Here is a 22,267-nt window from a genome sequence, read left to right as displayed (position 1 = left end):
CCCTTCTCCATGACGGCATCGGCTCTGGGTTCCGGGCTCTTCGCTTCGCGAAGCCCCGGAATGACGGCGCGCATCTTCAAACCCGAACGGCTTTCCCCGCCTCGTCGAACAGGTGCAGGTGGGCCTGGGGGAAGGCGAGGTCGACGGTCGCGCCGCGCTCATGCGGTGTCTGACCGTCGAGGCGCAGCGTGATCTGCGGCAAGCCGGCGGCGGCGCCGTAGAGATAGCTCTCACCGCCCAGCCGCTCGACCAACTCGACGGTGAGCTTGAGGCCGCCGGTCTCGGCCAGCGCCAGATGCTCCGGACGGATGCCGAGCGTCACCGGCGCGCTGGCAGCGAGGCTCGCGGTCTCGCAGGCGACCTCGTACCCCTCCTCGCCGACGGCGACCCGGCCGGGCGCCGCGACGCGGCCGGGCAAAAGGTTCATACGCGGCGAGCCGATGAAGCCGGCGACGAAGAGATTGTCGGGGCAGTTGTAGAGTTCCAGCGGCGTGCCGATCTGCTCGATCCGGCCACCCTGAAGCACGACGATGCGGTCCGCCAGCGTCATCGCCTCGACCTGATCATGGGTGACGTAGATCATCGTCCCGCCGATCTCGGCATGGAGCGCGGCGAGTTCCTTGCGAGTGGCGACGCGCAATTCCGCGTCGAGGTTCGAGAGCGGCTCGTCGAACAGGAAGATCTTCGGGTCGCGCACGATGGCGCGGCCGATGGCGACGCGCTGGCGCTGGCCGCCGGAGAGCGCCTTGGGCTTGCGCTCGAGATAGTCGGTGAGGCGCAGCATCGTCGCCGCGCGCTTTACGCGCCGGTCGATCTCGTCGCGCTTGAGCCCCATGTTCTCCAGCGCGAAGGCCATGTTGGCGTACACGCTCATGTGCGGGTAGAGCGCATAGGACTGGAACACCATCGCAAGCCCGCGCTCGGAAGCCGGCAGATGCGTGGCATCACTGCCGTCGATCGCGATCGTGCCGCCGGTGATCTCCTCCAGCCCGGCGATCGAGCGCAGCAGCGTCGATTTTCCGCAGCCGGACGGGCCGACGAAGACGACGAATTCGCCATCGGCGACATCGAGATCGATGCCGTGCAGCACCGTCGTCGCACCATAGGCCTTGCGCACGCCGGAGAGTTTCAGGCCGGCCATTATTTCATTCCCGTATTGGCGATGCCGGTGGTGATGAAGCGCTGCAGGAAGACGAAGACCAGCGCGACTGGCAGCAGCGTCACCACGGTCATCGCGAGCAGGTAGTGCCACTGCGTCTGCAACTCGCCCTGGAAGGCGTTGAGGCCGATCTGGAGCGTGTAGGATTCCGTCTTGGTCAGCACCGCCAGCGGCCAGAGGAACTCGTTCCAGCGCCACATGATCGAGAAGATCGCCAGCACGGCCAGCGCCGGCATGGCCAGCGGCATGACGATGCGCCAGTAGATCTGCCATTCCGAGGCCTTGTCCATGCGGGCGGCCTCGATCAGGTCGCGCGGCAGGGTCAGCATGTACTGGCGCAGCAGGAAGACGCCGGTCGGGGTCGCGGCGCCCGGCAGGATCACCGCCCAGAGCGAATTGACGAGGCCGAGCTTGGTGATGACGAGATAGACCGGGACGAGGATGATGGTGATCGGGATCATCAGCGTGCCGATGACCATCAGCATCACCGCCGTCTTGCCGCGGAATTCGTAGATCGAGAGCGCATAGGCCGCCATCGAGTTGATGATCAGCGTGATGATCGTGGCGACCAGCGTGACGAAGACCGAGTTCCAGAGGAAGCGCGTGAAGGCGAAGCGCTCCAGCGGCTCGGTATAGTTCTCGGTGGCAAGCTTGAACTCGCGGACGGGCGTGCGCTTGTCGATGGGAACGCGGATCGTCTCGCCGGGCTTTTCGGGATCGACCATCTGGGCCTGAATGCCGATGCGGCGGACCTGCGCCAGCACGCGCTTCGAGCCGTCCGGCATCTCGACCTCGAAGAGCGGCAGTTTCTGCGACTGGCCGGGGACCGCCACCTCCTTCTGCGACATCGGCAGGAGCGAGGGCGGGAATTCGAGCAGGCCGGCCTGCGTCTTGAACGAAGACATGCCGAGCCAAAGGACCGGCCCGAACATCAGGACGACGCCGAGCGCGAGATAGGCATAGGCCGCGATATCGGTCCAATCCCACCGGCCGGGCTTGCGGCGGGCGGTGGCGAGCTTGGTCACGAGGCTCATGCGGCCCCCTTGCGGCGGCTCGCCGCGAGCTGGGCCAGCGTCAGCGCGAACAGCACCACGCCGAGCACGACGGAGGCTGCCGCCGCCAGCCCGAAATTCTGGACCTGATTGGCGAAGGCGGTCTCATAGATGTAGTGCACGATCATCAGCGTCGCGGTGCCCGGGCCGCCCCCGGTCAGGACGAAGACCTCGTCGAAGGTCTGGACGCCCTTGATCAGGGCCAGCACGATCACGACGATCATGTTCGGCCAGAGCAACGGCAAGGTGATGCGCCAGAATACGCGCCAGCGCGGCGTCGCGTCCATCTCGGCCGCCTCGTAGAGGTCGGCCGGAATGGCCTGCAGGCCAGCGAGCAGGATCAGCGTGTAGAAGCCCATATGGGCCCAGACCGAGACGAAGACGATCCAGAACATCGCCCATGACGGATCGACCAGGAACAGGATGCGCTCGCCGCCGATCGAGGTGATCGCGGCATTGAGCAGGCCGTCGCGCTGGAGGATCCATTTCCAGGTCAGCGCCACCACGACCGGCGAGAGCAGGACCGGGAAGAAATAGACGGCGCGGAAGAAGCCGCGCGCCCGGATCTTCATGTTCAGGACGATCGCGGTCAGCAGCGAGAACAGCACCATCGCCGTGACCTGGAAGACGGTGAAGCGCGCGGTGTTGGACACGCCGCGCCAGAAATGGTCCTCGCGGCAGGAAGACGGATCGAGGAAGGAGCCGCAATCGAAGAGATAGCCGTATTGCTGCGCCCCGACGAAAGGACGCTCGCTCGGGAACAGCCCTGCCCCGCCCGTCACCGAGAAGATCACGTTGATGATCAGCGGCAGGAAGACGAAGAGCGAGAAAAAGGCGAGGTTCGGCAGGATGAAGACATAGGCCATCCGCCGCTCGCCGATCAGGCGCTGGAGCGCGCCCATCGGGCCGTCCACGAGCCGCATCAGCAGCGCGAGCGGCACGGCGAGGAGGCCGGCGGCGCCCGCACCCTCGCGGCGCGGCTTGGTCTCGGCGGCGGCCATGGCGCCTACTTCTTGCGCTCGGCGATCTGCTGGGCGATGTCGGCCTCGATGCGCTTATAGGCCTCGTCGAGCGTGCCCTCGCCCGAGATCGCCTGGCCGAGCCGGCTGATCACGGCGTTGAAGATGACGCGGTTGTTGACATAGCCCTGCAGCTTGTAGGCGACCGGCGAAAGCTCCGCGACCTGATCGGAGAAGACCTTGAGCGCGGCCTTGGCCAGCGGGCTCGCATCCTTGTAGTCGAGCCCCTTGGCGGCGATGCCGAGATGGCCGGGCACGAAGAGCGAGCGGGCATAGAACTCGCTCAGTACCGGCTCGCTCGCGAGATAATCCATCACCTTGGCGACGGCTTCCGGGCTCTTGGTCGTTTTGATTGCGACCAGGCCGGCGCCGCCGGGCATGCCGGAACAGTTACCGGCGCCGCAGGGCGAGGGAACCGCGACCCAGTCGAAGGCATCGCCGACCGTCTTGTCGAACTGGGCGATCTGCCAGGAGCCGGAGTGGTACATCACCACCTGGGCGTTCTTGAACTCGTCATTGGCGCCGCGATAGGCGGTGCCGGAGACCGAGCCCCAGAGCTCCTTCTTCATCACGCCGCTCTTGTGCCAGTCATAGACGCGCTTGGCGGCGCGCTTGAAACCGTCGTCGATCACGGCCGGCTCGCCCTTGTCGTCGAGGACCTTGGCGCCCTCCGAGACCGCGACCGAGAAGAAGCGATGGCCGGACCGGTCCATGGCGAGCGGGAACGGCGCCTGCACCTTGTCGGCCACGGCCTTCGCCGCCTTGCCCCAATCCTCCCAGATCGCCTTGGCTGATGGCATGGCGATGCCGGCCTGCTCGAACAGCGTCTTGTTCACGAAGGGGCCGGTGACGGTGAGCTGCGTCATGAAGCCGGTGATCGCGCTGGCTTCGCCCTCGGGGCGCATCCAGGGCAGAAACGGCCCGAAATTCTTCTCCCAATAGGCGGCATCCTTCAGATAAGGCCGCATATCGAGCGCGTAGCGGGCGATGCCGCCGAGATCGACGACGCGGGCGATATCCGGCCCCTGCCCCGAGGCGAGCTGCACCGGCAGGTTTTCCGTGATCGCCTTGTAGGGCACCTGGTCGAGCACGACCTTGATGTCCTTGTTCTGGGCCTCGAAGCGCTTGAGCAGATCGGCAACGACCTCGCCCTCGTTGCCGTCGGAATACCAGGCGATGCGCACCGTGGTCTGGGCGAAGGCCGCGCTGCTCATGGCGAGTCCAGCCGTCAGCGCGAGCGCGGAAATCCAGTGCTTCCCCTGCATCTGCGTTCCATCCCTGTACCGATCACAGCGCCTCATCGAGCGCCTTGACAATCACTAAGGCAAACGATTGCCTTGCTTGTCAACGGGCAGATGAACCGGCATGGCTGCATTAGCCGGCTTCGGATTCGCCGGGTTGGCGCACTACCCCTGGGGAGGGTCATGACGGCAAAACCCGCAAGATCGCCGAAGGGCGGCGTTTCGCTGGCGACGGTCGCACGGGAGACGGGCGTCTCGGTCGCGACCGTCTCGCGGATCGTCAACGGCAAGAGCGGACGGGCCTCCCCGGATACGATCGCGCGGGTCGAGCAGGCGATCGTCCGCCTCGGCTACCGGCCCAATCCCGTCGGCCGCGCCCTGAAGCGCCGGGCCAGCCGGGTGGTCGCGATGCTCGCCCCCAATCTCGACAATCCGGCGATGGCGGCGATCGCGGTCTCGACCGAAGCGGCGCTGCGCGACGCCGGCTATGTCATGATCCTCTGCGACACGCATGACCGCGCCGACCTGCAGGACGACTATTTGCGGGCGATGCGCGACCAGTTCGTCGCCGGCTACGTCATGGTCAGCGCCGTCGCCAGCGCCGGCCTCGCCGACGCATTGTCGCGCGGCGACCCGATGGTGTTCGTCGCGCGGCGCAATCCGCTCGGCGGCGGCGCCCATGTCGGGATCGACAACCGCAAGGCGGGCGCCGATGCCGCCGACCACCTGCTAGCGCGCGGCATCCATCGGCCTGCCGTGCTGATGGCGACGCAGAACGCCTCCAGCACGGCCGAACGCGCGGAAGGCTTCGTCAAAAGACTGGTCGCGCGCGGCGTACCGGAAGGCGATATCCGGCAGGCCAGCGCGCCCGGCCTGTCGCATATCGAGATCGGCTATGCGGCGGCGAAAAGCCTGGAGGAGAGCTTCGGCTGGCCGGACGGGGCGCTCTGCGTCAGCGACATGATCGCCTATGGAGCCTATCGCCGCGCCACGGAAGCCGGCATCGCCATCCCCGAGCGCTGCACCCTCGTCGGCATCGACGGCAATGCGATCAACCACTGGATCGCGCCCTGGCTGACCTCGATCCGCATCCCCTATGAGAGCTTCGGCAGGCATATCGTCGCGCAGCTCGCATCGGCCTGGGGCGGCAATGCGGTGGCCGATGTCGACGTGGCCCATGAACCGCTTCCCGCGGTCCCGGGCACCGGTCCTTCCCACCTGAGGCATCCGGCGCCGCCGCTCACGCCAAGCGCGATATGGCCAGCGCTCGCGAAGCCCTCGACAGCGCAGCCTGGCTGTCGCGCAACCCTTGCCAGGCAGAAACAATTGTACGTCCAAAGTCTAAGAAGCCACCTTCCGGGTGACGGGACGTGCGCCTTGACGCCCCCCTTCCAGAGTTTCACTATTCCAAATTGAACAACGCTTTGTCGTTCGCCTGGGAGGTTGAGATGCTGCATGAGCTCTCGCGTCGCCAGTTTCTGAAAGCCGCAGGTGCGGGTGTCGCCGGCTCTGCCGTCGCCGCGCTTGGGTTTGGCGGTGCCGAGGAGGCACTTGCCCAGGCCGTGCGGCCCTTCAAGCTGGCGCGCACCACGGAAACACGAAATACCTGTCCGTACTGCTCCGTCGCCTGCGGCGTGATCATGTACAGCCTGGGCGACAAGTCGAAGAACGCCCATCCGGCGGTCATCCATATCGAAGGCGACCCGGACCACCCGACCAATCGCGGCACGCTCTGCCCGAAGGGCTCTGCCCTGCTCGACTTCGTCCATTCCGAGACGCGTACGAAATTCCCGCAATATCGCGGCCCGGGCGAGAAGGCGTTCAAGCAGATCAGCTGGAACGAGGCGCTCGACCGCATCGCGCGATTGATGAAGGACGACCGCGACAAGAACTTCATCGCCAAGAACCAGGATGGCCAGACCGTCAACCGCTGGCTGACCACGGGCTTCCTGGCGGCCTCGGCAACCACCAACGAGACGGCCTTCGTGACCTACAAGGTCATGCGAAGCCTCGGAGTACTGGCGTTCGACAACCAGGCGCGCGTTTGACACGGACCGACGGTGGCCAGTCTGGCCCCAACATTCGGTCGCGGTGCGATGACCAACTCCTGGACGGACATCAAGAACACCGACCTCGTCATCATCATGGGCGGCAATGCCGCCGAAGCGCATCCTTGCGGCTTCAAATGGGTCACTGAGGCGAAAGCCCAGCGTGGCGCCAAGCTGATCGTCGTCGACCCGCGCTTCACGCGCTCGGCCTCGGTCGCGGATTTCTATGCGCCGATCCGGCAAGGCACCGACATCGCCTTCCTGCTCGGGGTGATGAAATACTGCATCGACAACGACAAGATCCAGCACGACTACGTGCGCGCCTTCACCAACGCGCCCTATATCGTGAAGGACGGCTTCGACTATCAGGACGGCCTCTTCACCGGCTATGACGAGGCCAAGCGCGACTACGACCGCTCGAGCTGGGAATACGAGCTCGGGCCGGACGGCTATGTCCAGGTCGACGAGACGCTGCAGCACCCGCGCTCGGTCTACCAGCTCCTGAAGAAGCACGTCGCCGTCTATACGCCGGAGATGGTCGAGCGCATCTGCGGCACGCCGAAGGACAAGTATCTCGCGATCTGCAAGATGATCGCGGAATGCTCGACGCGCGACAAGACGATGACGTCGATGTACGCGCTCGGCTGGACGCAGCATTCCAAGGGCGCGCAGAACATCCGCTCGATGGCGATGCTGCAGCTCCTGCTCGGCAATATCGGCGTGCGCGGCGGCGGCATGAATGCGCTGCGCGGGCACTCCAACATCCAGGGATTGACCGATATCGGCCTGATGTCGGACCTGATCCCCGGCTATCTGGCGATCCCGAAGGACCGGGAGGTCGATTTCTCGACCTATATGTCGACGCGCGGCTTCAAACCGCTGCGTCCCAACCAGATGAGCTACTGGCAGAACTACCGGAAGTTCATGGTGAGCTTCCTGAAGGCGATGTGGGGACCGGCCGCGACGGCGGAAAACGAGTTCGCCTATCAGTGGCTGCCGAAGCTCGACGTCTCCGGCTACGACATGCTGCGGACCTTCGACCTGATGCATCAGGGCAAGGTCAACGGCTATTTCTGCCAGGGCTTCAATCCGCTGCTCTCCGCCCCGAACCGGGGCAAGATCACGGCCTCGCTGTCGAAGCTGAAGTTCCTGGTGGTGATGGATCCGCTGCAGACGGAGACATCGCGGTTCTGGAAGGACGAGGGCGTCCATAACGACGTCAGGCCTGAGGCGATCCAGACCGAGGTCTTCGAGCTGCCGACGACCTGCTTCGCGGAGGACGAAGGCTCGCTGGTCTCGTCCAGCCGCTGGCTGCAATGGCACTGGCCGGGACAGGAACCTCCCGGCGAGGCCAAGACCGACGCCTGGATCATGGCGCAGATCCATCTGCGTCTGCGCGAGCTCTACGCCAAGGAAGGCGGCGCCTTCCCCGATCCGATCGTCAACCTGCACTGGCCCTATCGCGACCCGCAGGACCCGCAGCCGGATGAGATCGCCCGGGAGCTCAACGGCTACGTCGTCTCCACCGTCACCGATCCGGCCGACCCCACCAAGGTGGTGCTGGAGAAGGGCAAGCAGGTCGATACGTTCGGCCAGTTGCGCGACGACGGCTCGACCGCCTGCGGCTGCTGGATCTATTCCGGCAGCTGGACCGAGCGGGGCAACATGATGGCCCGGCGCGACACCGGCGACCCCGGCAATACCGGCGCCTACTCGAACTGGGCCTTCTCCTGGCCGGCCAACCGGCGCATCCTCTACAACCGCGCCTCGGCCGATATCGACGGCAAGGCCTGGGATCCCAAGCGCAAGCTGATCGAGTGGAACGGCACGGCCTGGACCGGCTACGATGTCCCCGACATCGCGGTGAACGCCAAGCCGCGGGATGTCGGGCCGTTCATCATGAACCCGGAGGGATCGGCACGGCTGTTCTCGCGCGGCATGATGCGGGACGGCCCCTTCCCGGCCCATTACGAGCCGTTCGAAAGCCCGATCGCCAATGTCGTGGCTCCGAAGATTCGCGGCAATCCGGTCGCCCGCATCTTCAAGGACGACCTCGCCGCACTCGGGAACTCCGACAAGTTCCCCTATGCGGCGACCTCCTACCGCCTGACCGAGCATTTCCACTTCTGGACGAAGCATGTCTGGGTGAATGCGGTCCTGCAGCCGGAGTTCTTCGTCGAGATCAGCGAACAGCTGGCCGCGGAGAAGAACATCCAGAAAGGTGGCTGGGTGAAGGTCTCCTCCGCCCGCGGCGCAGTCTTTGCCAAGGCGGTCGTGACCAAGCGCATCAAGCCGCTGATCTGCGACGGCAAGACGGTCCACGTGGTCGGCATCCCGCTCCACTGGGGCTTCACCGGTGCGGCACGGAAGGGCTTCGGCCCCAACAGCCTCACCCCGTTCGTCGGCGACGCCAACACCGATACGCCCGAGTTCAAGGCGTTCCTGGTGAATGTCGAGCCGTCCAACGGTCCGGCGACGAGCTAGGGAGGAAGCAATGGCTGGATTGCAAAGTCAGGACTTCGTCCGCATCTCGGCGACCACCTTCAGGCCGCCGGATGTCCGCCACGATTTCGAGGTGGCGAAGCTCATCGACGTCTCCAAGTGCATCGGTTGCAAGGCATGCCAGGCGGCCTGCCTGGAATGGAACAACCTGCGCGAGGAAGTCGGGATCAACCGGGGCGTCTACGACAACCCGCACGACCTGACGGAGAACACCTGGACGCTGATGCGGTTCACCGAATGGGAGAACCCGGAGAGCGGCAATCTCGAATGGCTGATCCGCAAGGATGGCTGCATGCATTGCGCCGATCCGGGCTGCCTCAAGGCCTGCCCCTCCCCCGGCGCGATCGTGCAGTACAATAACGGCATCGTCGATTTCGTCTCGGAGAACTGCATCGGCTGCGGCTACTGCGTGAAGGGCTGCCCCTTCAACATCCCGCGCATCAGCCAGGCCGACCACAAGGCCTATAAGTGCACGCTGTGCTCTGACCGGGTCTCGGTCGGCCAGGCGCCGGCCTGCGCCAAGGCCTGCCCGACCGGCGCGATCGTGTTCGGCACCAAGAAGGCGATGCTCGACCATGCCAATGGCCGCATCACCGACCTGAAGTCGCGCGGCTTCAAGAATGCCGGCATCTACGACCCGCCCGGCGTCGGGGGCACGCATGTGATGTATGTCCTGCATCACGCCGACAAGCCGCAGCTCTATGCCAACCTGCCGAACAACCCGCGGATCAGCCAGGTCGTCGAGCTGTGGAAGGGCCTGACCAAATATGCCGGCATGGCGGCCGTCGGTTTCGCCGCCGCCTTCGCCTTCGTCCATGCGACGATCGCCCGACGCAACGATGTCAGCCGCGCCGAAGACCGCGAGGCCGAGCATCTGATCGACGAGGAGGCAGCCCGTGGCCGTAAGACGTGAAGAGGAGCGCACGACCGTCGACCGCTATCCCGGCCGCGTGCGCGTCAATCACTGGGTCACCGCGATCTCGCTGATCCTGCTCACGTTGAGCGGGGCCGCGCTGTTCCACCCGGCGCTGTTCTTCCTGTCGAGCCTGTTCGGCGGCGGCTCCAATACGCGCGCGTTGCACCCCTGGATCGGCGTCGTCCTGCTCGCGAGCTTCGCGATCCTGTTCGTCCAGATGGTCAAATACAATTTCTGGACGAAGGCCGACACCAAATGGATGGGCCATATCGGCGAGGTGATGTCGGGCCGCGAGGAGAACCTGCCCGAGATCGGCAAGTATAACGGCGCGCAGAAAATCGTCTTCTGGCTGATGACGCTCCTGATCATCGTCCTGTTCGGGACGGGCATCGTGATCTGGTACGAGTATTTCGGCGCGAGCTTCACCATCGAGCAGCAGCGCTTCGGCCATATCATCCATGCGCTGGCGGCGATCGCGATGCTGCTCGTCGTCATCGTCCATATCTATGCCGGCTTCTATGTCCGTGGCACGATCAGCGCCATGACCGAGGGCAAGGTGACGGGCGGCTGGGCCTTCCGCCACCACCGGCTCTGGCTGCGGCAGGAGGCGCGGGAAGGCGTGATCGACGAGCGCCAGACGCCGCCGCGCCGCCACAGCCCCGGCCCGGCCGAATGAGTTCGACTGCGGGGCGGCACCCGCCGCTCCGCCTCCCGTGACCCGTGCGGTTCGAGAGGACGCTGAATGAGTGACGATCAGGACCTGGCGACCTTCGAGGATGTCGGCACGCCGGAACGCGACAAGCCGCCTTTCATGCGCCTGCCGGAGCCTGCGACGCTCTTTGCCCGGCGGGCTGAGCGGTTCGCTGCGCTCGCGCCGGGGCACCAGCTCGAGGCCTATCTCACCTTTCTCGCGGGATTGAGCCGGGCTCAGGCGACGCTGGTGGCGGCAATCGGCACGCCCGGCATGCCTCCTCCCGCTGAACTGCGGTTGCGTGCGGTCAACGCCATGCCGGTGCTGCCGCGCGAGGAGCTGGCCGGTGCCCCGGCGGTATCGGATGCTTTCGATCGCCTCGCGGAGCTGCTGGCCGGCGTGGCGATGCCGGACCTTGCCCGGGCCGCCCTCGCACGGGCCGTCTCAGCCCAACCGGAGGCGCGGCAGGCGATGTTCACCGCGGTGCTGGCCGACGCGGTGCCCGTCGAGGCGGTCGCCGAGCACATCTTCGCCGCCGCCGCCCTACAGGTCGTCGCGGCCGGGCGCAGCGCCCGGCTCGACCCTGCCCTGCCCCAGCCGGTCGCAGACGGTGTCTGCCCCTGCTGCGGCGGGCCGCCGGTCGCGAGCGCGGTCGTCGCCGACCTCAATGTCGAGGGCGTGCGCTATGTCCAGTGCTCGCTCTGCGCGGCACAATGGAACCATGTCCGGGTGAAATGCGTCTCCTGCGGCTCGACCAAGGGCATCGCCTATCAGGAGATCGAGGGCATCGCCGACACGATCAAGGCCGAGACCTGTGACGAGTGCCGGACCTATGTGAAGATCCTGAATCGCCGCAAGGCGCCGGAGCTGGAGCCGGTGGCGGACGATGTCGCGAGCCTCGGGCTCGATCTGCTGGTGACCGAGGCCGGCTGGCATAGGGCGGGGGTGAATCCATTCCTGCTCGGATACTGATCAAGCGTCTCCCGGAGGGAGCCTGATGAACAAGCCGGAACGCTTCCGCCCGCCATCGGTCGATACCGTGCTGCGCAGTCCCGCAGGCGAGCTCGCGATCGCGCAGCATGGCCGGGCGGCTACGACGGGTACCATCCGGCATGTGATCGAGCGGCTGCGGGCCGGCGGTGGGCCAACCGCTGCCTCGGCCGAGCAGGTGGGCCGGATGGCCCTGAACCGGCTTGAGGAGCAGAACCGCCCCTCGCAGCGACCGGTGATCAACCTGACCGGCACGGTGCTGCACACCAATCTCGGCCGCGCGCTCCTGGCCGAGGAGGCGATCGAGGCCGTGGTCGCGGCCATGCGCGCGCCGACCAATCTCGAATACGAGATCGAGGCCGGGCAACGCGGCGAGCGCGACGCGCATGTCCGCGGCCTCGTCAGGGAATTGACCGGCGCGGAGGACGCAATCCTCGTCAACAACAACGCTTCGGCCGTTCTGCTCGTGCTCAACACGCTGGCCAAGGACCGCGAGGCCATCGTCTCGCGCGGCGAATTGATCGAGATCGGCGGCGCCTTCCGCATGCCGGATATCATGGCGCGTGCCGGCGCGACCCTGCGCGAGGTCGGCACCACCAACCGCACGCATCTCAAGGACTATGCCGAGGCGATCGGACCTGAAACCGGCCTGCTGATGAAGGTCCACACCTCGAATTACGTGGTGCAGGGCTTCACGGCCGAGGTCGAGCCGGCCGAACTCGCCAAGCTCGCGCGCCAGCACGACCTGCCCTTCGTCGACGATCTCGGCTCGGGCACGCTGATCGACCTCTCGCGCTGGGGGCTGCGCCGCGAGAAGACGGTGCAGGATGCCCTGAAGGGCGGCGCCGATCTCGTCACCTTCTCCGGCGACAAATTGCTCGGCGGCCCGCAGGCCGGCATTGTCGCCGGTCGCAAGGACCTGATCGCGAAACTGGCGAAGAATCCGCTGAAGCGGGCGCTGCGCCTCGACAAGCTCCGGCTCGCGGCGCTGGAAGCGACGCTGCGGCTCTATCGCGATCCCGACCGATTGGCCCAGCGCCTGCCGACGCTCAGGCTGTTCACGCGAACGGCAAAAGAGCTGCACGCGCTGGCCGAGCGTCTTCAGCCCAAAGTGGCCGCCGCGATCGGCACCGACTGGACCGTGGAGGCCATCGATTGCGCGAGCCAGATCGGCTCGGGCGCGCTGCCCCTGGAGACTTTGCCGAGCGCCGGGCTCGCGCTGCGGCCGGCCGGCAAGGCTGCGGGTTCCGCCGTCGAAAAATTGGCGGCGGCTTTTCGTGCCGTTCCGGTGCCTGTGATCGGGCGGATAGCACAGGGCACGCTCGTCTTCGACCTGCGCTGCCTGGAGGATGAGGCGCTGTTCGTCGCACAGCTCGATGCCCTGAAACCCGAGCCGCTCGATGCGCTGGCTTGAGCGCCTGATCGGCCGGGATCGGACCGCCGATAGCGACGTCGCCGCGACGATGGCGCAAGCCACGGCAGCGGTCGAGCGCGGTGACCACGTTGCTGCCCTCGCGCTCTGGGGGCCGCTCGCCCATGCCGGCATCGGGCGGGCGCAGAACAATATCGGCGCCTGTTTCGCCGAGGGGCTCGGCGTCGAGCGCGATCCTGCCCTGGCGCTGCGCTGGCTGACACTGGCCGCCGAGAGCGGCGATCCGGTCGGACAGCGCAATCTGGCCGCCCTGCATTTCAAGGGCGAAGGCGTCGCGCAGAGCGATGCCGAGGCGATGCGGCTCTATCGACTGGCCGCCGAACAGTACGATGCTCCCGCGCAGGACATGCTCTCCTGGATGCTGCTGGAAGGCGGGGACGTTTCGGACCGGGCCGAGGCGTTGCGTTGGGCGCAGGCCGCGGCCGAGGCCGGCATCGCCACCAGCATGACCCGGCTCGGCATGATGCATCACGATGCGCTCGGCGTTGGGCGCGACGCCAGCCTGGCCGCGCAATGGTGGCAGCGCGGCATGGCGGCCGGCGATCCGGATTCCGAGGCCATGCTCGGCGCCGCGACCCTGCTCGGCCAGGGCGTGCCCGCTGACGCGGAGCGCGCGCTGGCGCTGCTGCTCGCGGCCGAAAGCAAGGCCAGCCCGCTCGCGGCGCCCTTCATCAAGGCCGCGCGCGCGGCCGTCTCTCCCGCAGAGACTGCGCCATGATCATCGGCACCGCCGGCCATATCGACCATGGCAAGACCTCGCTGGTCCGGCGCCTGACCGGAGTCGATACCGATCGCCTCAAGGAGGAGAAGGCGCGCGGCATCTCGATCGCCCTCGGCTTCGCCTACTGGCTCCAGGCAGACGGCTCGGTGGTCGGCTTCATCGACGTGCCCGGCCATGAGAAATTCGTGCACACGATGCTGGCCGGCGCCGCCGGGATCGATCTGCTGCTGCTGGTCGTCGCGGCCGATGACGGCGTGATGCCCCAGACGCGCGAGCATGTCGCGATCGCCCGGCTGCTCGGCATCGGCGAGGCCGTCGTCGCGATCACCAAGGCCGATCTGGTCGAGGCTGACCGGATCGAGGCGGTCGAGAACGAGATCGCGGCGCTGCTGGCGTCAGGCCCCTTCGCCAAGGCGCCGATGCTCCCGGTCTCGACCCTGACCGGAGAAGGCTTGCCGGCGCTCGCCGAGCGGCTCGCGGCGCGGGCCCGCGAAGCCCAGGCGCGGCAAGGCGACGGCGCCTTCCGGCTCGCGGTCGACCGTTGCTTCACCCTGCAGGGCGCCGGGACTGTGGTGACGGGAACCGTCCTGTCCGGCAGCGTCAGCGTGGGGGACAGCGTCGCCGTTTCGCCGAGCGGGCAGCCGGCGCGGGTGCGCTCGATCCATGCCCAGAACCGCCCGGCCGAGCGCGGCCTGGCCGGCGAGCGCTGTGCGCTCAATCTCGCCGGTCCCGGTATCACGAAGGACGCCATCCGGCACGGCGACATGGTGTTGACGCCAGCGCTCCATGCCCCGACGATGCGGATCGACGCTGAAGTAACCCTCCTGCCCGGGGAGAAGCCGCTGACGATGTGGCAGCCGGCCCGGTTGCACCATGCCGCTGCCGAGATCGGCGCGCGCATCGTGCTGCTGGGCGACGAGACCGCGCCTGGCACGAACGGGCTGATCCAGCTCGTGCTCGACGAGCCGCTTGCCGCGGCCGCGCTCGACCGCTTCGTGCTGCGCGACACCAGCGCCTCGCGCACGATCGGTGGGGGACGCTTTCTCGACCTGCGCGCGCCGGAACGCCGGCGCCGCAGCCCGGAGCGCCTGGCACAGCTCGCCGCGCTCGGCCTGCCCGATCCCGCGGAGGCCCTGCGCGGCCTGCTGTCGGCACCGCCACATAACGCCGATCTGGCCGGCTTCGTTCGCGACCGCGCGCTCGGTTCCGCTGCGGAGGGAGAGCTGACGCATCATCTCGGCCTCGTCAGGGTCGGCCCGCTCGCGATGCTCCCCCTGCATTGGCAGGCGCTGGCACAAGCCGCCATCACACGGCTCGACGCTTTCCATGCCGAGCATCCGGACCTGCCGGGCATGGGGCTGGAGCGCCTGCGCTTCGCCATCGCACCGCGATGGCCCGCGCCCCTGTTCCGGCAGGCGCTCGCCCGGCTCGCGGAGGACGGCGTGCTGGTGCCGGCCGGGTCATGGCTCCGGCGGCCCGGCCACGAGGCCCGGCTTTCGCCGGATGACGAGGCCTTCTGGGAGCGGATCAGGCCGCGGATCGCCGATAGCGAGCGCTTCCGCCCGCCCCGCGTGCGCGATATCGGCCAGTTTCTCGGGCGGCCCGAGGAGGAGGTCCGGCGCCTGCTGCGGCTCACCGGCCGGCGCGGCGATGTCCACGAGGTCGCGCTCGACCATTTCTTCCTGCGCAGCACGCTCGCCGAGATGGTCGGCATCGCGGCCGAGCTTGCCGGGCTGCATCCTGACGGCTTCAATGCGGCCCAGTTCCGCGACAGGCTCGACAATGGCCGAAAGGTCGCTATCCAGATTCTCGAGTTCTTCGATCGCCACGGCGTCACCATCCGCCGCGGCGACCTGAGACGCATCAACCGGCGGCGGCTCGACCTGTTCGGCCCGCCGCCCGGCTTGAGCGATGGAGGAGAAACGTCCCCGGTGGGGCGTCCGGACTTCAAATCCGGGAGGGGCCGTCAGACGGTCTCTGGTGGGTTCGACTCCCATTCTCTTCCGCCAGTTCACTGAGGGGTCATGACGGACGTGGATAGCGCTCCCCTCGCCTTCACCGCCAGCACCCTGCCCGGTCCGTCGTATGCCGCCATCTAGAGGCCTGGGCACCGATTTCGACCGCTGGCTCGGCAAGCTCTTCCGCAAGGGCCCGTTCACGGCGCTGATCGTGCTGGTGAAGATCGCCGAGCCGAAGGTCGAGCCGCTGCGCTCGACCTTCGTCCATGTCGTCGGCGACGAGATCGACTGGGGCGATATCGTGCTGATGCTGCGCGGCGCCGGCGTGAACTGGGACGGCGCCGCCTTCTTCCCGACCCGCGACAACGATGGCGGGCTCGTACCGGACGATCTGGCACGCAACCGCCTGCGCGAGCTGGAGGCCGCCTTGCGCGAGGATCGGCTCACCCTCAACAAGGGAGCCTTCTTCGATGTCTGGGGCCGGAACCTCGAGGTTCAGGAAGCGCGCTGAGGCCGATCAGCCGATGACGACCTGCGCCGGCCCGGCCTCGACGGAACCGACGATCCGCGCCGCCGGGTAACCTGCTCCCTTGATCTGCGCGAGCACGGCATCGGCGCGCTCGGCCGCGCAGGAGACCAGCAGGCCGCCCGAGGTCTGCGGGTCGGTGAGCAGATGGCGCTGCCAGTCCGGCAGGCCCGCGGGCAGCACGGCGCCCTCGCCATAGCTCGCCCAGTTGCGATGCGACGCTCCGGTCACCCTGCCCTCCTGCGCCAGGCGTTCGGCCCGCGACAGGAACGGCAGATCGGACAGCCGGAGCTTCAGCGTGACGCCGGAGCCCCGCGCCATCTCCAGCCCATGGCCGAGGATGCCGAAGCCGGTGACATCCGTGATCGCATGGACGGCCGCATCCTCCGCCAGATCCGCTCCGACGCGGTTCAGCAGCGTCGTCGAGGCGATCATCTCGTCATAGGCCTCTGCGGAGAGTTCGCCTTTCTTGAACGCGGCCGAGTAGATGCCGACGCCCAGCGCCTTGGTCAGGATCAGCGCGTCGCCGGCCTTGGCACCGCTGTTGCGGCGCAGGTTCGCGGGCTTAAGCAGGCCGATGACCGCAAGCCCGTAGATCGGCTCGGGCGCATCGATCGAATGGCCGCCGGCAACCGGGATGCCGGCCTCGGCGCAGATCGAGGCGCCGCCCTTCAGAATCTCGCGGGTGACCTCGATCGGCAATTTGTCGAGCGGCATGCCGAGGATCGCGAGCGCCATGATGGGCCTGCCGCCCATGGCATAGACGTCGGAGATCGCGTTGGTCGCGGCGATGCGGCCGAAATCGCGGGGATCGTCGACCACCGGCATGAAGAAATCGGTGGTCGCGACGACGCAGGTGTTGTCGTCGACCTGCCAGACAGCGGCATCGTCGCCGGTCTCGGTGCCGACGAGGAGCTGGCTATAGGGGCCGGCCGCCGGATGCCCGGCCAGCAATTGCTGGAGCACGGCCGGCGCCAGCTTGCAGCCGCAGCCGCCGCCATGGGCCAGGCTGGTCAGGCGCAGCGGCTGTGCCGGCGCCGCGAGCGGGCTCGTCTGGTTCATCGTCGGAAGCTCCGGGACATCGAGGTTTGGCAGCGCTGCGGCAAAGCGCCGGCCTTCGCGCGGACGCGTCGCGGTCCCGGCCGATCAGCGCCCCGGCACGCGGGAGCCACAGCAGCAAGCATGACACATCGTTTCCGCATCGCCCGGCGGCGTCAACGCTTCCTTTGGCGGATACTGTGGCTTGCTCATGCGCGGAGCCTGAAGAACCGGGCGGCGCCGAGCATGCCTGTGGCTGCGCCCTGCGGGTCTCGGAGATCGCCAACCTCAGGTCGCCGACATCGGGCCGCAAGGACCGCTATGTCATGCTCGCGCCGGACCGGCTCGATCTCCTGCGACGGGGCTGTCCGACCGATGCGAAAGCGAAGACGCGGGGCTTACTTTCCGCGCAAGGCGATCAGGTTGACGTCGATCGTCCGGGCGCGGAAACCCGCCTCGCAGTAGCAGAGATAGAACTCCCACAGCCGACGAAACGCTTCGTCGAACCCCATGGGTGCGATCTCGGTCCAGCGCTCCTGGAAGCGACGGCGCCATTCCTTCAGGGTCAAGGCGTAGCTGTCGCCGAAGTCGAGCTGTTCGACCACGGCCAGCGCGGCAGCTTCGGCGCTGCTTTTGAGCACCGGGACCGATGGCAGGCTGCCTCCGGGGAAGATGTAGCGCTGGATGAAGTCGGTGCCCTGCTGGTAGCTCTCGAACAACGCGTCATCGATCGTGATCGCCTGCAGGACGACGCGACCGCCCGGCTTCAATGAGCGGTTGAGAGTGTCGAAATAGGACGGCCAGTAAGCGCGGCCGACCGCCTCGATCATCTCGATCGAAACGATGCGGTCGAACTGCCCGGCAATGTCGCGATAGTCCCGGAGCTGGATGTCGACGCGCTCGCTCAGCCCGGCGTTTGCGATGCGCTGTTGCGCCGCCTCGCGTTGCGCCGGCGACAAGGTGATCGCCGTCACGCGGCAGCCTTCGCGGGCGAGCCGCTCGGCCAAGGCACCCCAGCCGCAGCCGATCTCCAGGACATGCTCGCCGCCGGAAAGGTCAAGCATGGCGACGATCCGGTCGAGCCGGCGCTGCTGGGCGGCTTCCAGCGTCTCCGTCGGCGCCTCATACAACGCCGATGAGTACATCATGCTGGCGTCGAGCCAGCGGCCGTAGAAGTCGTTGCCGAGATCGTAATGCGCCGTGATGTTGCGGCGGCTGCCGCGGCGGGTATTGGCGTTCAGAACGTGGCGCAGGCGGTTGAGCAGCCGCGCCGGCCAGGCCCCCGAAACCAGATTGCGCAACGTCGCATTGTTGCGTGCGCCGAGTTCGATCAAGGCTGTCAGGTCCGGCGTATGAAGGTCACCATCGCGATAGGCTTCAGCGAGGCCGATATCGCCGTCGAGCAGAAGGCGGCGTATCGAGCGCCAATTGTTCAGGATCATCGTCGCCTGAGGCCCCGGCAGACCGGGCGCGCTGCAGAGCCGTCCGCCATCCGGCGTGAAGATCGTCAGGTGGCCGATGGCGATCCGGGAGAGCACGCGGCGCAGGAACCAGCGCGACAGGCCGATACCACCTGGCAAGGCGAGCGCCTCTTCGGGCATGCTGAAATGCTGTTCCGCGTCGGGACGGCTCATGGCTTCATCGGTCCTTTCGCATGGGCTGTCACGGCTCTGCCAAGACTGAAGGAGTGTTCGGGCGCCGCCGGATGGGGCCGCCAGGAAATCCGCTTCGCCAGCAGGCGCAGGGCGTGCCAGTGGATGGCCGCGGTGACCTTCAGCGTGAGCAGCGGATGGGTTGCAAGCAGCCGCAGCAGGCTCGCGTCGCTCAGTTCCGTGCGCTTGCCGCTCAACACGGCGGCGATCAGGCGCCCATCGGCGTCGCTGCCCTCGATGGCGACGGAGACGCGTTCTCCTGGCGCGGTGACCGTGAAGGCGTAGCGCATGTCGAGGTTCATGAACGGCGAGACGTGGAAGGCCTTGTCGGCCTCCTGCCTCAGCGCGCCTTCCGAGACGTCGGCAGGCGCTACATAGCTATGGATCTCGCCGAAGGTATTGTGCACCTCGTAGACGGTCGCGCAGAGGCTACCGTCGCGGCGGTAGCAGAAATAGGTACTGAGCGGGTTGAACGCGTAGCCGAGGATGCGCGGCATGGTCAGCAGACGGATCGGGCCGCCGTCATGCGCGATCCCGGCCTTGGCCAGGGTTTCCTCGATCTGGAGCCGCAGGGGCCGTCCGCTGCGATCGCCATAATCCGCGTCGCGAAAAGCGTAGAGATTGAAGCGGTTGCGCGAGAAGAAGCGGAGCTTCGCCGACAACCCATCGATCTCGTCGAGATCGAGCAGCATCCAGAACACGCGATAGGCCAGCCCATGCGGCCGGGGCCTGAACCGATGGTGCCTGACAAGGCCGACATAGAGGGCGGATTGCAGGGTCATGCGGCCTGCTCCAGCCGGGGCAGGATCGGAATGCGACCGGATTCGTCGGGGACGTTCCAGGGCCGGCGGACGCCGCCGAGCGCCTCGGCGACGGCAAGCCCCGCCTGCAGGCCATCCTCGTGGAAGCCCGATCCGAAATAGGCTCCACAGAACCAGCTTCGACGCATGCCCTGCAAGGACCAGAGCCGTTCCTGCGCGTCGAGAGCAGCGGCATCGAACAGCGGATGCTCGTAGATCTCCTCGTGGAAGATGGCTTCTTCGCGCAGCGTATCCGGCGGATTGAGCGTGACGAAGAAGGGCTGAGCCTCCGGCAGCCCCTGGAGCCGGTTCATCCAGTATGTCACCGCGCAGGCGGAATCCGGTTGCGCGCGCTGACCGATATGGTTCCAGCTTGCCCATGCGCGGCGGCGCTTGGGCATCAACGCTTCGTCGCCATGCAGGACGGCGCGGTTGCGGCTGTAGCGGAAGGAGCCCAGCGCCTCGGCTTCCGTCGGGCTGGGGTCGGCGAGCATGGCGAGCGTCTGGTCGGCATGACCTGCGAAGACGACCTGGTCGAAGGTCTCGGTCCAGCCGTCGCCCGTCAGGACGACATCGTTTGCCCCACGTCGAACCTGACGCACCGGCGTGCCGGCCCTGACTTCACCCGAAAAGGCGGCGCGTAGCCGCTCGACATAGACGCTGCTGCCACCTGTGACGGTGCGCCAGACCGGCCGGTCGCTGAGTTGGAGCAGCCCGTGATTGTGATGGAAGCGCAGGAAGGCGGTGGCCGGATAGGACAGGATCTCCGAGCAGGGAGCCGACCAGATCGCGGCTGCCATCGGCAGGAGGTGATCGTCCCGGAAAGCCGTGCCATAGCATCCGGCGGCGAGATAGTCGCCCAGCGAGATGCCGGCCAAGCCGCCCGTCAGCGCGTCCTTCGATGCATTCCGGTAGAAGCGGGTGATATCCTGCAGCATGGCCCAGAAGCGCGGGCGCACGAGATTGCTGCGCTGGGCGAACAGGCCTGCGACGCTGGTGCCGCTATATTCAAGACGCCCGCCATCGAGCGAGACGGCGAAGGACATCTCGGTCGGCTGGGTGGCGACGCACAAATGCTCCATCAGCGCGATGAAGTTCGGATAGGTCGCCTCGTTGTAGACGATGAAGCCGGTATCGACCGCCGTCTCGCCGCCGCCCCCCGTGATGCGAACCGTGTTGGCGTGACCGCCGAGGCGAGGCGCGGCCTCGAACAGCACCACGTCATGCGCCTGCCCCAGCAGCCAGGCCGCGGAGAGACCGGATATGCCGGCACCGATCACGGCGATCCGCATCGCCTTGCCCTGTGCCCGTTCCATCGTCGCTGCTTCATCGATCATGACGGGTATACGCGGCTGGGGCCGGACTGGATTTGCCGCCGCGCGAGCAAAAGCGCGCCGGCCGAGTGACCCGCCGCAGCGCTTCCTGCGTAAACGAAGACAGGCCGGGACTTTCCGCGAGGGCGACGATGCCGATGAGCCGAATGAAACGGGTCGCTGCTGCGATCGGCGCCTACGCGGCGCATCCCGATCCGCGGGCCGCGATCGCCAATACCGTCGCGCTGGTGATCGTCTCGAACCAGCCCTTCTACCCGCTCTATCTTTATTGGGCGGTCTCGCCCGTCGTCACGCCGTCCTATCTCACCTTCCTATCGACGCCCTTCTTCGCGGCGGTGCCGGCCGTCATGCGGCGCAGCGCCGTGCTCGGGCGATCGCTGCTTCTTGTCGCCGGCATCGGCAATACCTTGCTCTGCCGGGCCGCCTTTGGCCCGGGCTCAGGGGTCGAGGTATTCCTGTTTCCTTGCCTCATGCTGGCAATGATGCTGTTTCGCCGCACGGAGCGCCGCTTCGCGCTCGGCTTCGCGGCGCTGGCCTTCGCCGCCTATCTGCTGCCGGCCGCCATCCTGGGGGCACCGATACATCTCTATGGGCCCGACGAATACGCAGCCTTGCAGCGCCTGAATTTTCTGAGCGCGGCATCCCTGACCGCCCTGATCGGATGGCTGTTCGTCGGGCGTCCGGACACAAATTCGCGCGCCGATGAAACCGGCGGCGCTGCCGGAGCGTAGACGAAACGCATCCGCCGAAAGGACTTCATCATGACGCGCCTTCCGCTTGTCCTCGCCCTCGTCGCTTTTTCGGCCCATAGCGCCGCCGCCAACGATCTCGACGGGACATGGTTGCGCGACGACGGCAACGCCCGCGTGAGGATCGCGCCCTGCGGCGACAAGATCTGCGCCACCAATCTCTGGATCGGCGACACCAGCACGGGCGAGGCGGCCGGCGACAAGCTCGTCATGACGCTGGCCCGCCAGCCCGACGGTACGTTTTCCGGCAGCGCCTACGACGCGAAGCGCGACTGGACCTATTCGATGACGATCACCGCTAAACCCGGTGCTCTCACCACCCGCGGCTGCATCGCGGCGAAACTGATCTGCCGTGACGTGAACTGGAAGGCCGTGGAGTGATGGCGCCCGCTCCCGCCCAAGTGATCCAGTGCGGAGCCGGCCGCGTATCTCGTATATG

General features: G+C 67.0%; 18 protein-coding genes, 1 tRNA gene and 1 pseudogene. 12 read left to right on the top strand and 8 right to left on the bottom strand.

Annotated elements, in window-relative coordinates; translation table 11 throughout:
* Window positions 1-76 precede the first annotated feature (76 nt).
* From ACFJGT_RS06710 to ACFJGT_RS06695, 4 genes are read right to left on the bottom strand one after another with little or no spacing between them, the layout of a single operon-like run.
* The gene (locus ACFJGT_RS06710) at window positions 77-1,141 is read right to left on the bottom strand and encodes an ABC transporter ATP-binding protein (RefSeq protein WP_377847126.1); all 1,065 of its coding nucleotides are present in this window, start codon (window positions 1,139-1,141) and stop codon (window positions 77-79) included.
* Window positions 1,141-2,193, bottom strand: a complete 1,053-nt coding sequence (locus ACFJGT_RS06705) for a carbohydrate ABC transporter permease (protein WP_377847124.1) — start codon at window positions 2,191-2,193, stop codon at window positions 1,141-1,143. The genes ACFJGT_RS06710 and ACFJGT_RS06705 overlap by 1 nt, the downstream gene beginning before the upstream one ends.
* Complete coding sequence (locus tag ACFJGT_RS06700) at window positions 2,190-3,212, bottom strand: carbohydrate ABC transporter permease (protein ID WP_377847122.1); 1,023 nt, start codon at window positions 3,210-3,212, stop codon at window positions 2,190-2,192. The genes ACFJGT_RS06705 and ACFJGT_RS06700 overlap by 4 nt, the downstream gene beginning before the upstream one ends.
* Window positions 3,213-3,217: 5 nt before the next feature.
* Window positions 3,218-4,495, bottom strand: a complete 1,278-nt coding sequence (locus ACFJGT_RS06695) for an ABC transporter substrate-binding protein (protein WP_377847119.1) — start codon at window positions 4,493-4,495, stop codon at window positions 3,218-3,220.
* A gap of 90 nt (window positions 4,496-4,585) precedes the next feature.
* On the opposite strand from ACFJGT_RS06695, the gene ACFJGT_RS06690 reads away from it, so the two are divergent.
* The 10 genes and pseudogenes from ACFJGT_RS06690 to ACFJGT_RS06645 all read left to right on the top strand — a co-directional run bounded on the left by ACFJGT_RS06690 (window position 4,586) and on the right by ACFJGT_RS06645 (window position 16,240).
* Window positions 4,586-5,887, top strand: coding sequence for a LacI family DNA-binding transcriptional regulator (locus ACFJGT_RS06690; protein WP_377848937.1), 1,302 nt, complete (start codon window positions 4,586-4,588; stop codon window positions 5,885-5,887).
* A 32-nt stretch (window positions 5,888-5,919) separates the two neighbouring features.
* Entirely contained in the window at window positions 5,920-9,003 is a 3,084-nt protein-coding gene (fdnG, locus tag ACFJGT_RS06685; RefSeq protein ID WP_377847117.1) for a formate dehydrogenase-N subunit alpha, read from the top strand.
* A 10-nt stretch (window positions 9,004-9,013) separates the two neighbouring features.
* Entirely contained in the window at window positions 9,014-9,934 is a 921-nt protein-coding gene (gene fdxH, locus ACFJGT_RS06680; RefSeq protein WP_377847115.1) for a formate dehydrogenase subunit beta, read from the top strand.
* Window positions 9,918-10,613, top strand: a complete 696-nt coding sequence (locus ACFJGT_RS06675) for a formate dehydrogenase subunit gamma (protein WP_377847113.1) — start codon at window positions 9,918-9,920, stop codon at window positions 10,611-10,613. The genes fdxH and ACFJGT_RS06675 overlap by 17 nt, the downstream gene beginning before the upstream one ends.
* A 66-nt stretch (window positions 10,614-10,679) precedes the next feature.
* Complete coding sequence (gene fdhE / locus ACFJGT_RS06670; protein WP_377847111.1) at window positions 10,680-11,600, top strand: formate dehydrogenase accessory protein FdhE; 921 nt, start codon at window positions 10,680-10,682, stop codon at window positions 11,598-11,600.
* Window positions 11,601-11,625: 25 nt separating this feature from the next.
* Window positions 11,626-13,032, top strand: coding sequence for an L-seryl-tRNA(Sec) selenium transferase (gene selA / locus ACFJGT_RS06665; RefSeq protein ID WP_377847108.1), 1,407 nt, complete (start codon window positions 11,626-11,628; stop codon window positions 13,030-13,032).
* Window positions 13,019-13,768, top strand: a complete 750-nt coding sequence (locus ACFJGT_RS06660; RefSeq protein ID WP_377847106.1) for a tetratricopeptide repeat protein — start codon at window positions 13,019-13,021, stop codon at window positions 13,766-13,768. The genes selA and ACFJGT_RS06660 overlap by 14 nt, the downstream gene beginning before the upstream one ends.
* Window positions 13,765-15,579, top strand: a pseudogene (gene selB / locus ACFJGT_RS06655) (selenocysteine-specific translation elongation factor); the annotation flags it as partial. The gene ACFJGT_RS06660 and the pseudogene selB, both read left to right, overlap by 4 nt.
* Window positions 15,580-15,684: 105 nt before the next feature.
* A tRNA-Sec gene (locus ACFJGT_RS06650) sits at window positions 15,685-15,780 on the top strand.
* A gap of 76 nt (window positions 15,781-15,856) precedes the next feature.
* A complete protein-coding gene (locus ACFJGT_RS06645; protein WP_199091510.1) occupies window positions 15,857-16,240 on the top strand; it encodes a hypothetical protein in 384 nt (127 codons plus the stop codon).
* A 6-nt stretch (window positions 16,241-16,246) separates the two neighbouring features.
* Here ACFJGT_RS06645 and selD read toward each other — a convergent pair whose 3' ends face one another.
* The 4 genes from selD to ACFJGT_RS06625 all read right to left on the bottom strand — a co-directional run bounded on the left by selD (window position 16,247) and on the right by ACFJGT_RS06625 (window position 21,061).
* On the bottom strand, window positions 16,247-17,317 hold the full coding sequence (gene selD, locus ACFJGT_RS06640; protein WP_377847103.1) for a selenide, water dikinase SelD: 1,071 nt from the start codon (window positions 17,315-17,317) through the stop codon (window positions 16,247-16,249).
* Between the two features lie 374 nt (window positions 17,318-17,691).
* Entirely contained in the window at window positions 17,692-18,927 is a 1,236-nt protein-coding gene (locus tag ACFJGT_RS06635; RefSeq protein ID WP_377847101.1) for a class I SAM-dependent methyltransferase, read from the bottom strand.
* A complete protein-coding gene (locus ACFJGT_RS06630) occupies window positions 18,924-19,727 on the bottom strand; it encodes a DUF1365 domain-containing protein (RefSeq protein ID WP_377847099.1) in 804 nt (267 codons plus the stop codon). The genes ACFJGT_RS06635 and ACFJGT_RS06630 overlap by 4 nt, the downstream gene beginning before the upstream one ends.
* Window positions 19,724-21,061, bottom strand: a complete 1,338-nt coding sequence (locus ACFJGT_RS06625; RefSeq protein WP_377847097.1) for an NAD(P)/FAD-dependent oxidoreductase — start codon at window positions 21,059-21,061, stop codon at window positions 19,724-19,726. The genes ACFJGT_RS06630 and ACFJGT_RS06625 overlap by 4 nt, the downstream gene beginning before the upstream one ends.
* Before the next feature lie 164 nt (window positions 21,062-21,225).
* On the opposite strand from ACFJGT_RS06625, the gene ACFJGT_RS06620 reads away from it, so the two are divergent.
* A complete protein-coding gene (locus ACFJGT_RS06620; protein WP_377847095.1) occupies window positions 21,226-21,810 on the top strand; it encodes a hypothetical protein in 585 nt (194 codons plus the stop codon).
* Window positions 21,811-21,840: 30 nt separating this feature from the next.
* Window positions 21,841-22,209 (top strand): DUF2147 domain-containing protein, encoded by a 369-nt coding sequence (locus tag ACFJGT_RS06615; RefSeq protein ID WP_377847093.1) that lies wholly within the window; start codon window positions 21,841-21,843, stop codon window positions 22,207-22,209.
* The last annotated feature ends 58 nt before the right edge of the window (window positions 22,210-22,267 follow it).

The organism is Allobosea sp. UC22_33 (genome assembly GCF_042700715.1).
Classification (GTDB): domain Bacteria; phylum Pseudomonadota; class Alphaproteobacteria; order Rhizobiales; family Beijerinckiaceae; genus Allobosea.
Note: the sequence above shows the minus strand (reverse complement) of the source record. Positions and strands in the feature narration are given on the sequence as shown.

Excerpts from the sequence above, each read along its gene's own strand:
- ACFJGT_RS06710 (WP_377847126.1), bottom strand. The coding sequence starts at position 1,141 with ATGGCCGGCCTGAAACTCTCCGGCGTGCGCAAGGCCTATGGTGCGACG.
- ACFJGT_RS06705 (WP_377847124.1), bottom strand. The coding sequence starts at position 2,193 with ATGAGCCTCGTGACCAAGCTCGCCACCGCCCGCCGCAAGCCCGGCCGG.
- ACFJGT_RS06700 (WP_377847122.1), bottom strand. The coding sequence starts at position 3,212 with ATGGCCGCCGCCGAGACCAAGCCGCGCCGCGAGGGTGCGGGCGCCGCC.
- ACFJGT_RS06695 (WP_377847119.1), bottom strand. The coding sequence starts at position 4,495 with ATGCAGGGGAAGCACTGGATTTCCGCGCTCGCGCTGACGGCTGGACTC.
- ACFJGT_RS06690 (WP_377848937.1), top strand. The coding sequence starts at position 4,586 with ATGAACCGGCATGGCTGCATTAGCCGGCTTCGGATTCGCCGGGTTGGC.
- fdxH (WP_377847115.1), top strand. The coding sequence starts at position 9,014 with ATGGCTGGATTGCAAAGTCAGGACTTCGTCCGCATCTCGGCGACCACC.
- fdhE (WP_377847111.1), top strand. The coding sequence starts at position 10,680 with ATGAGTGACGATCAGGACCTGGCGACCTTCGAGGATGTCGGCACGCCG.
- selA (WP_377847108.1), top strand. The coding sequence starts at position 11,626 with ATGAACAAGCCGGAACGCTTCCGCCCGCCATCGGTCGATACCGTGCTG.
- ACFJGT_RS06660 (WP_377847106.1), top strand. The coding sequence starts at position 13,019 with ATGCGCTGGCTTGAGCGCCTGATCGGCCGGGATCGGACCGCCGATAGC.
- ACFJGT_RS06645 (WP_199091510.1), top strand. The coding sequence starts at position 15,857 with ATGCCGCCATCTAGAGGCCTGGGCACCGATTTCGACCGCTGGCTCGGC.
- selD (WP_377847103.1), bottom strand. The coding sequence starts at position 17,317 with ATGAACCAGACGAGCCCGCTCGCGGCGCCGGCACAGCCGCTGCGCCTG.
- ACFJGT_RS06635 (WP_377847101.1), bottom strand. The coding sequence starts at position 18,927 with ATGAGCCGTCCCGACGCGGAACAGCATTTCAGCATGCCCGAAGAGGCG.
- ACFJGT_RS06630 (WP_377847099.1), bottom strand. The coding sequence starts at position 19,727 with ATGACCCTGCAATCCGCCCTCTATGTCGGCCTTGTCAGGCACCATCGG.
- ACFJGT_RS06625 (WP_377847097.1), bottom strand. The coding sequence starts at position 21,061 with ATGGAACGGGCACAGGGCAAGGCGATGCGGATCGCCGTGATCGGTGCC.
- ACFJGT_RS06620 (WP_377847095.1), top strand. The coding sequence starts at position 21,226 with ATGAAACGGGTCGCTGCTGCGATCGGCGCCTACGCGGCGCATCCCGAT.
- ACFJGT_RS06615 (WP_377847093.1), top strand. The coding sequence starts at position 21,841 with ATGACGCGCCTTCCGCTTGTCCTCGCCCTCGTCGCTTTTTCGGCCCAT.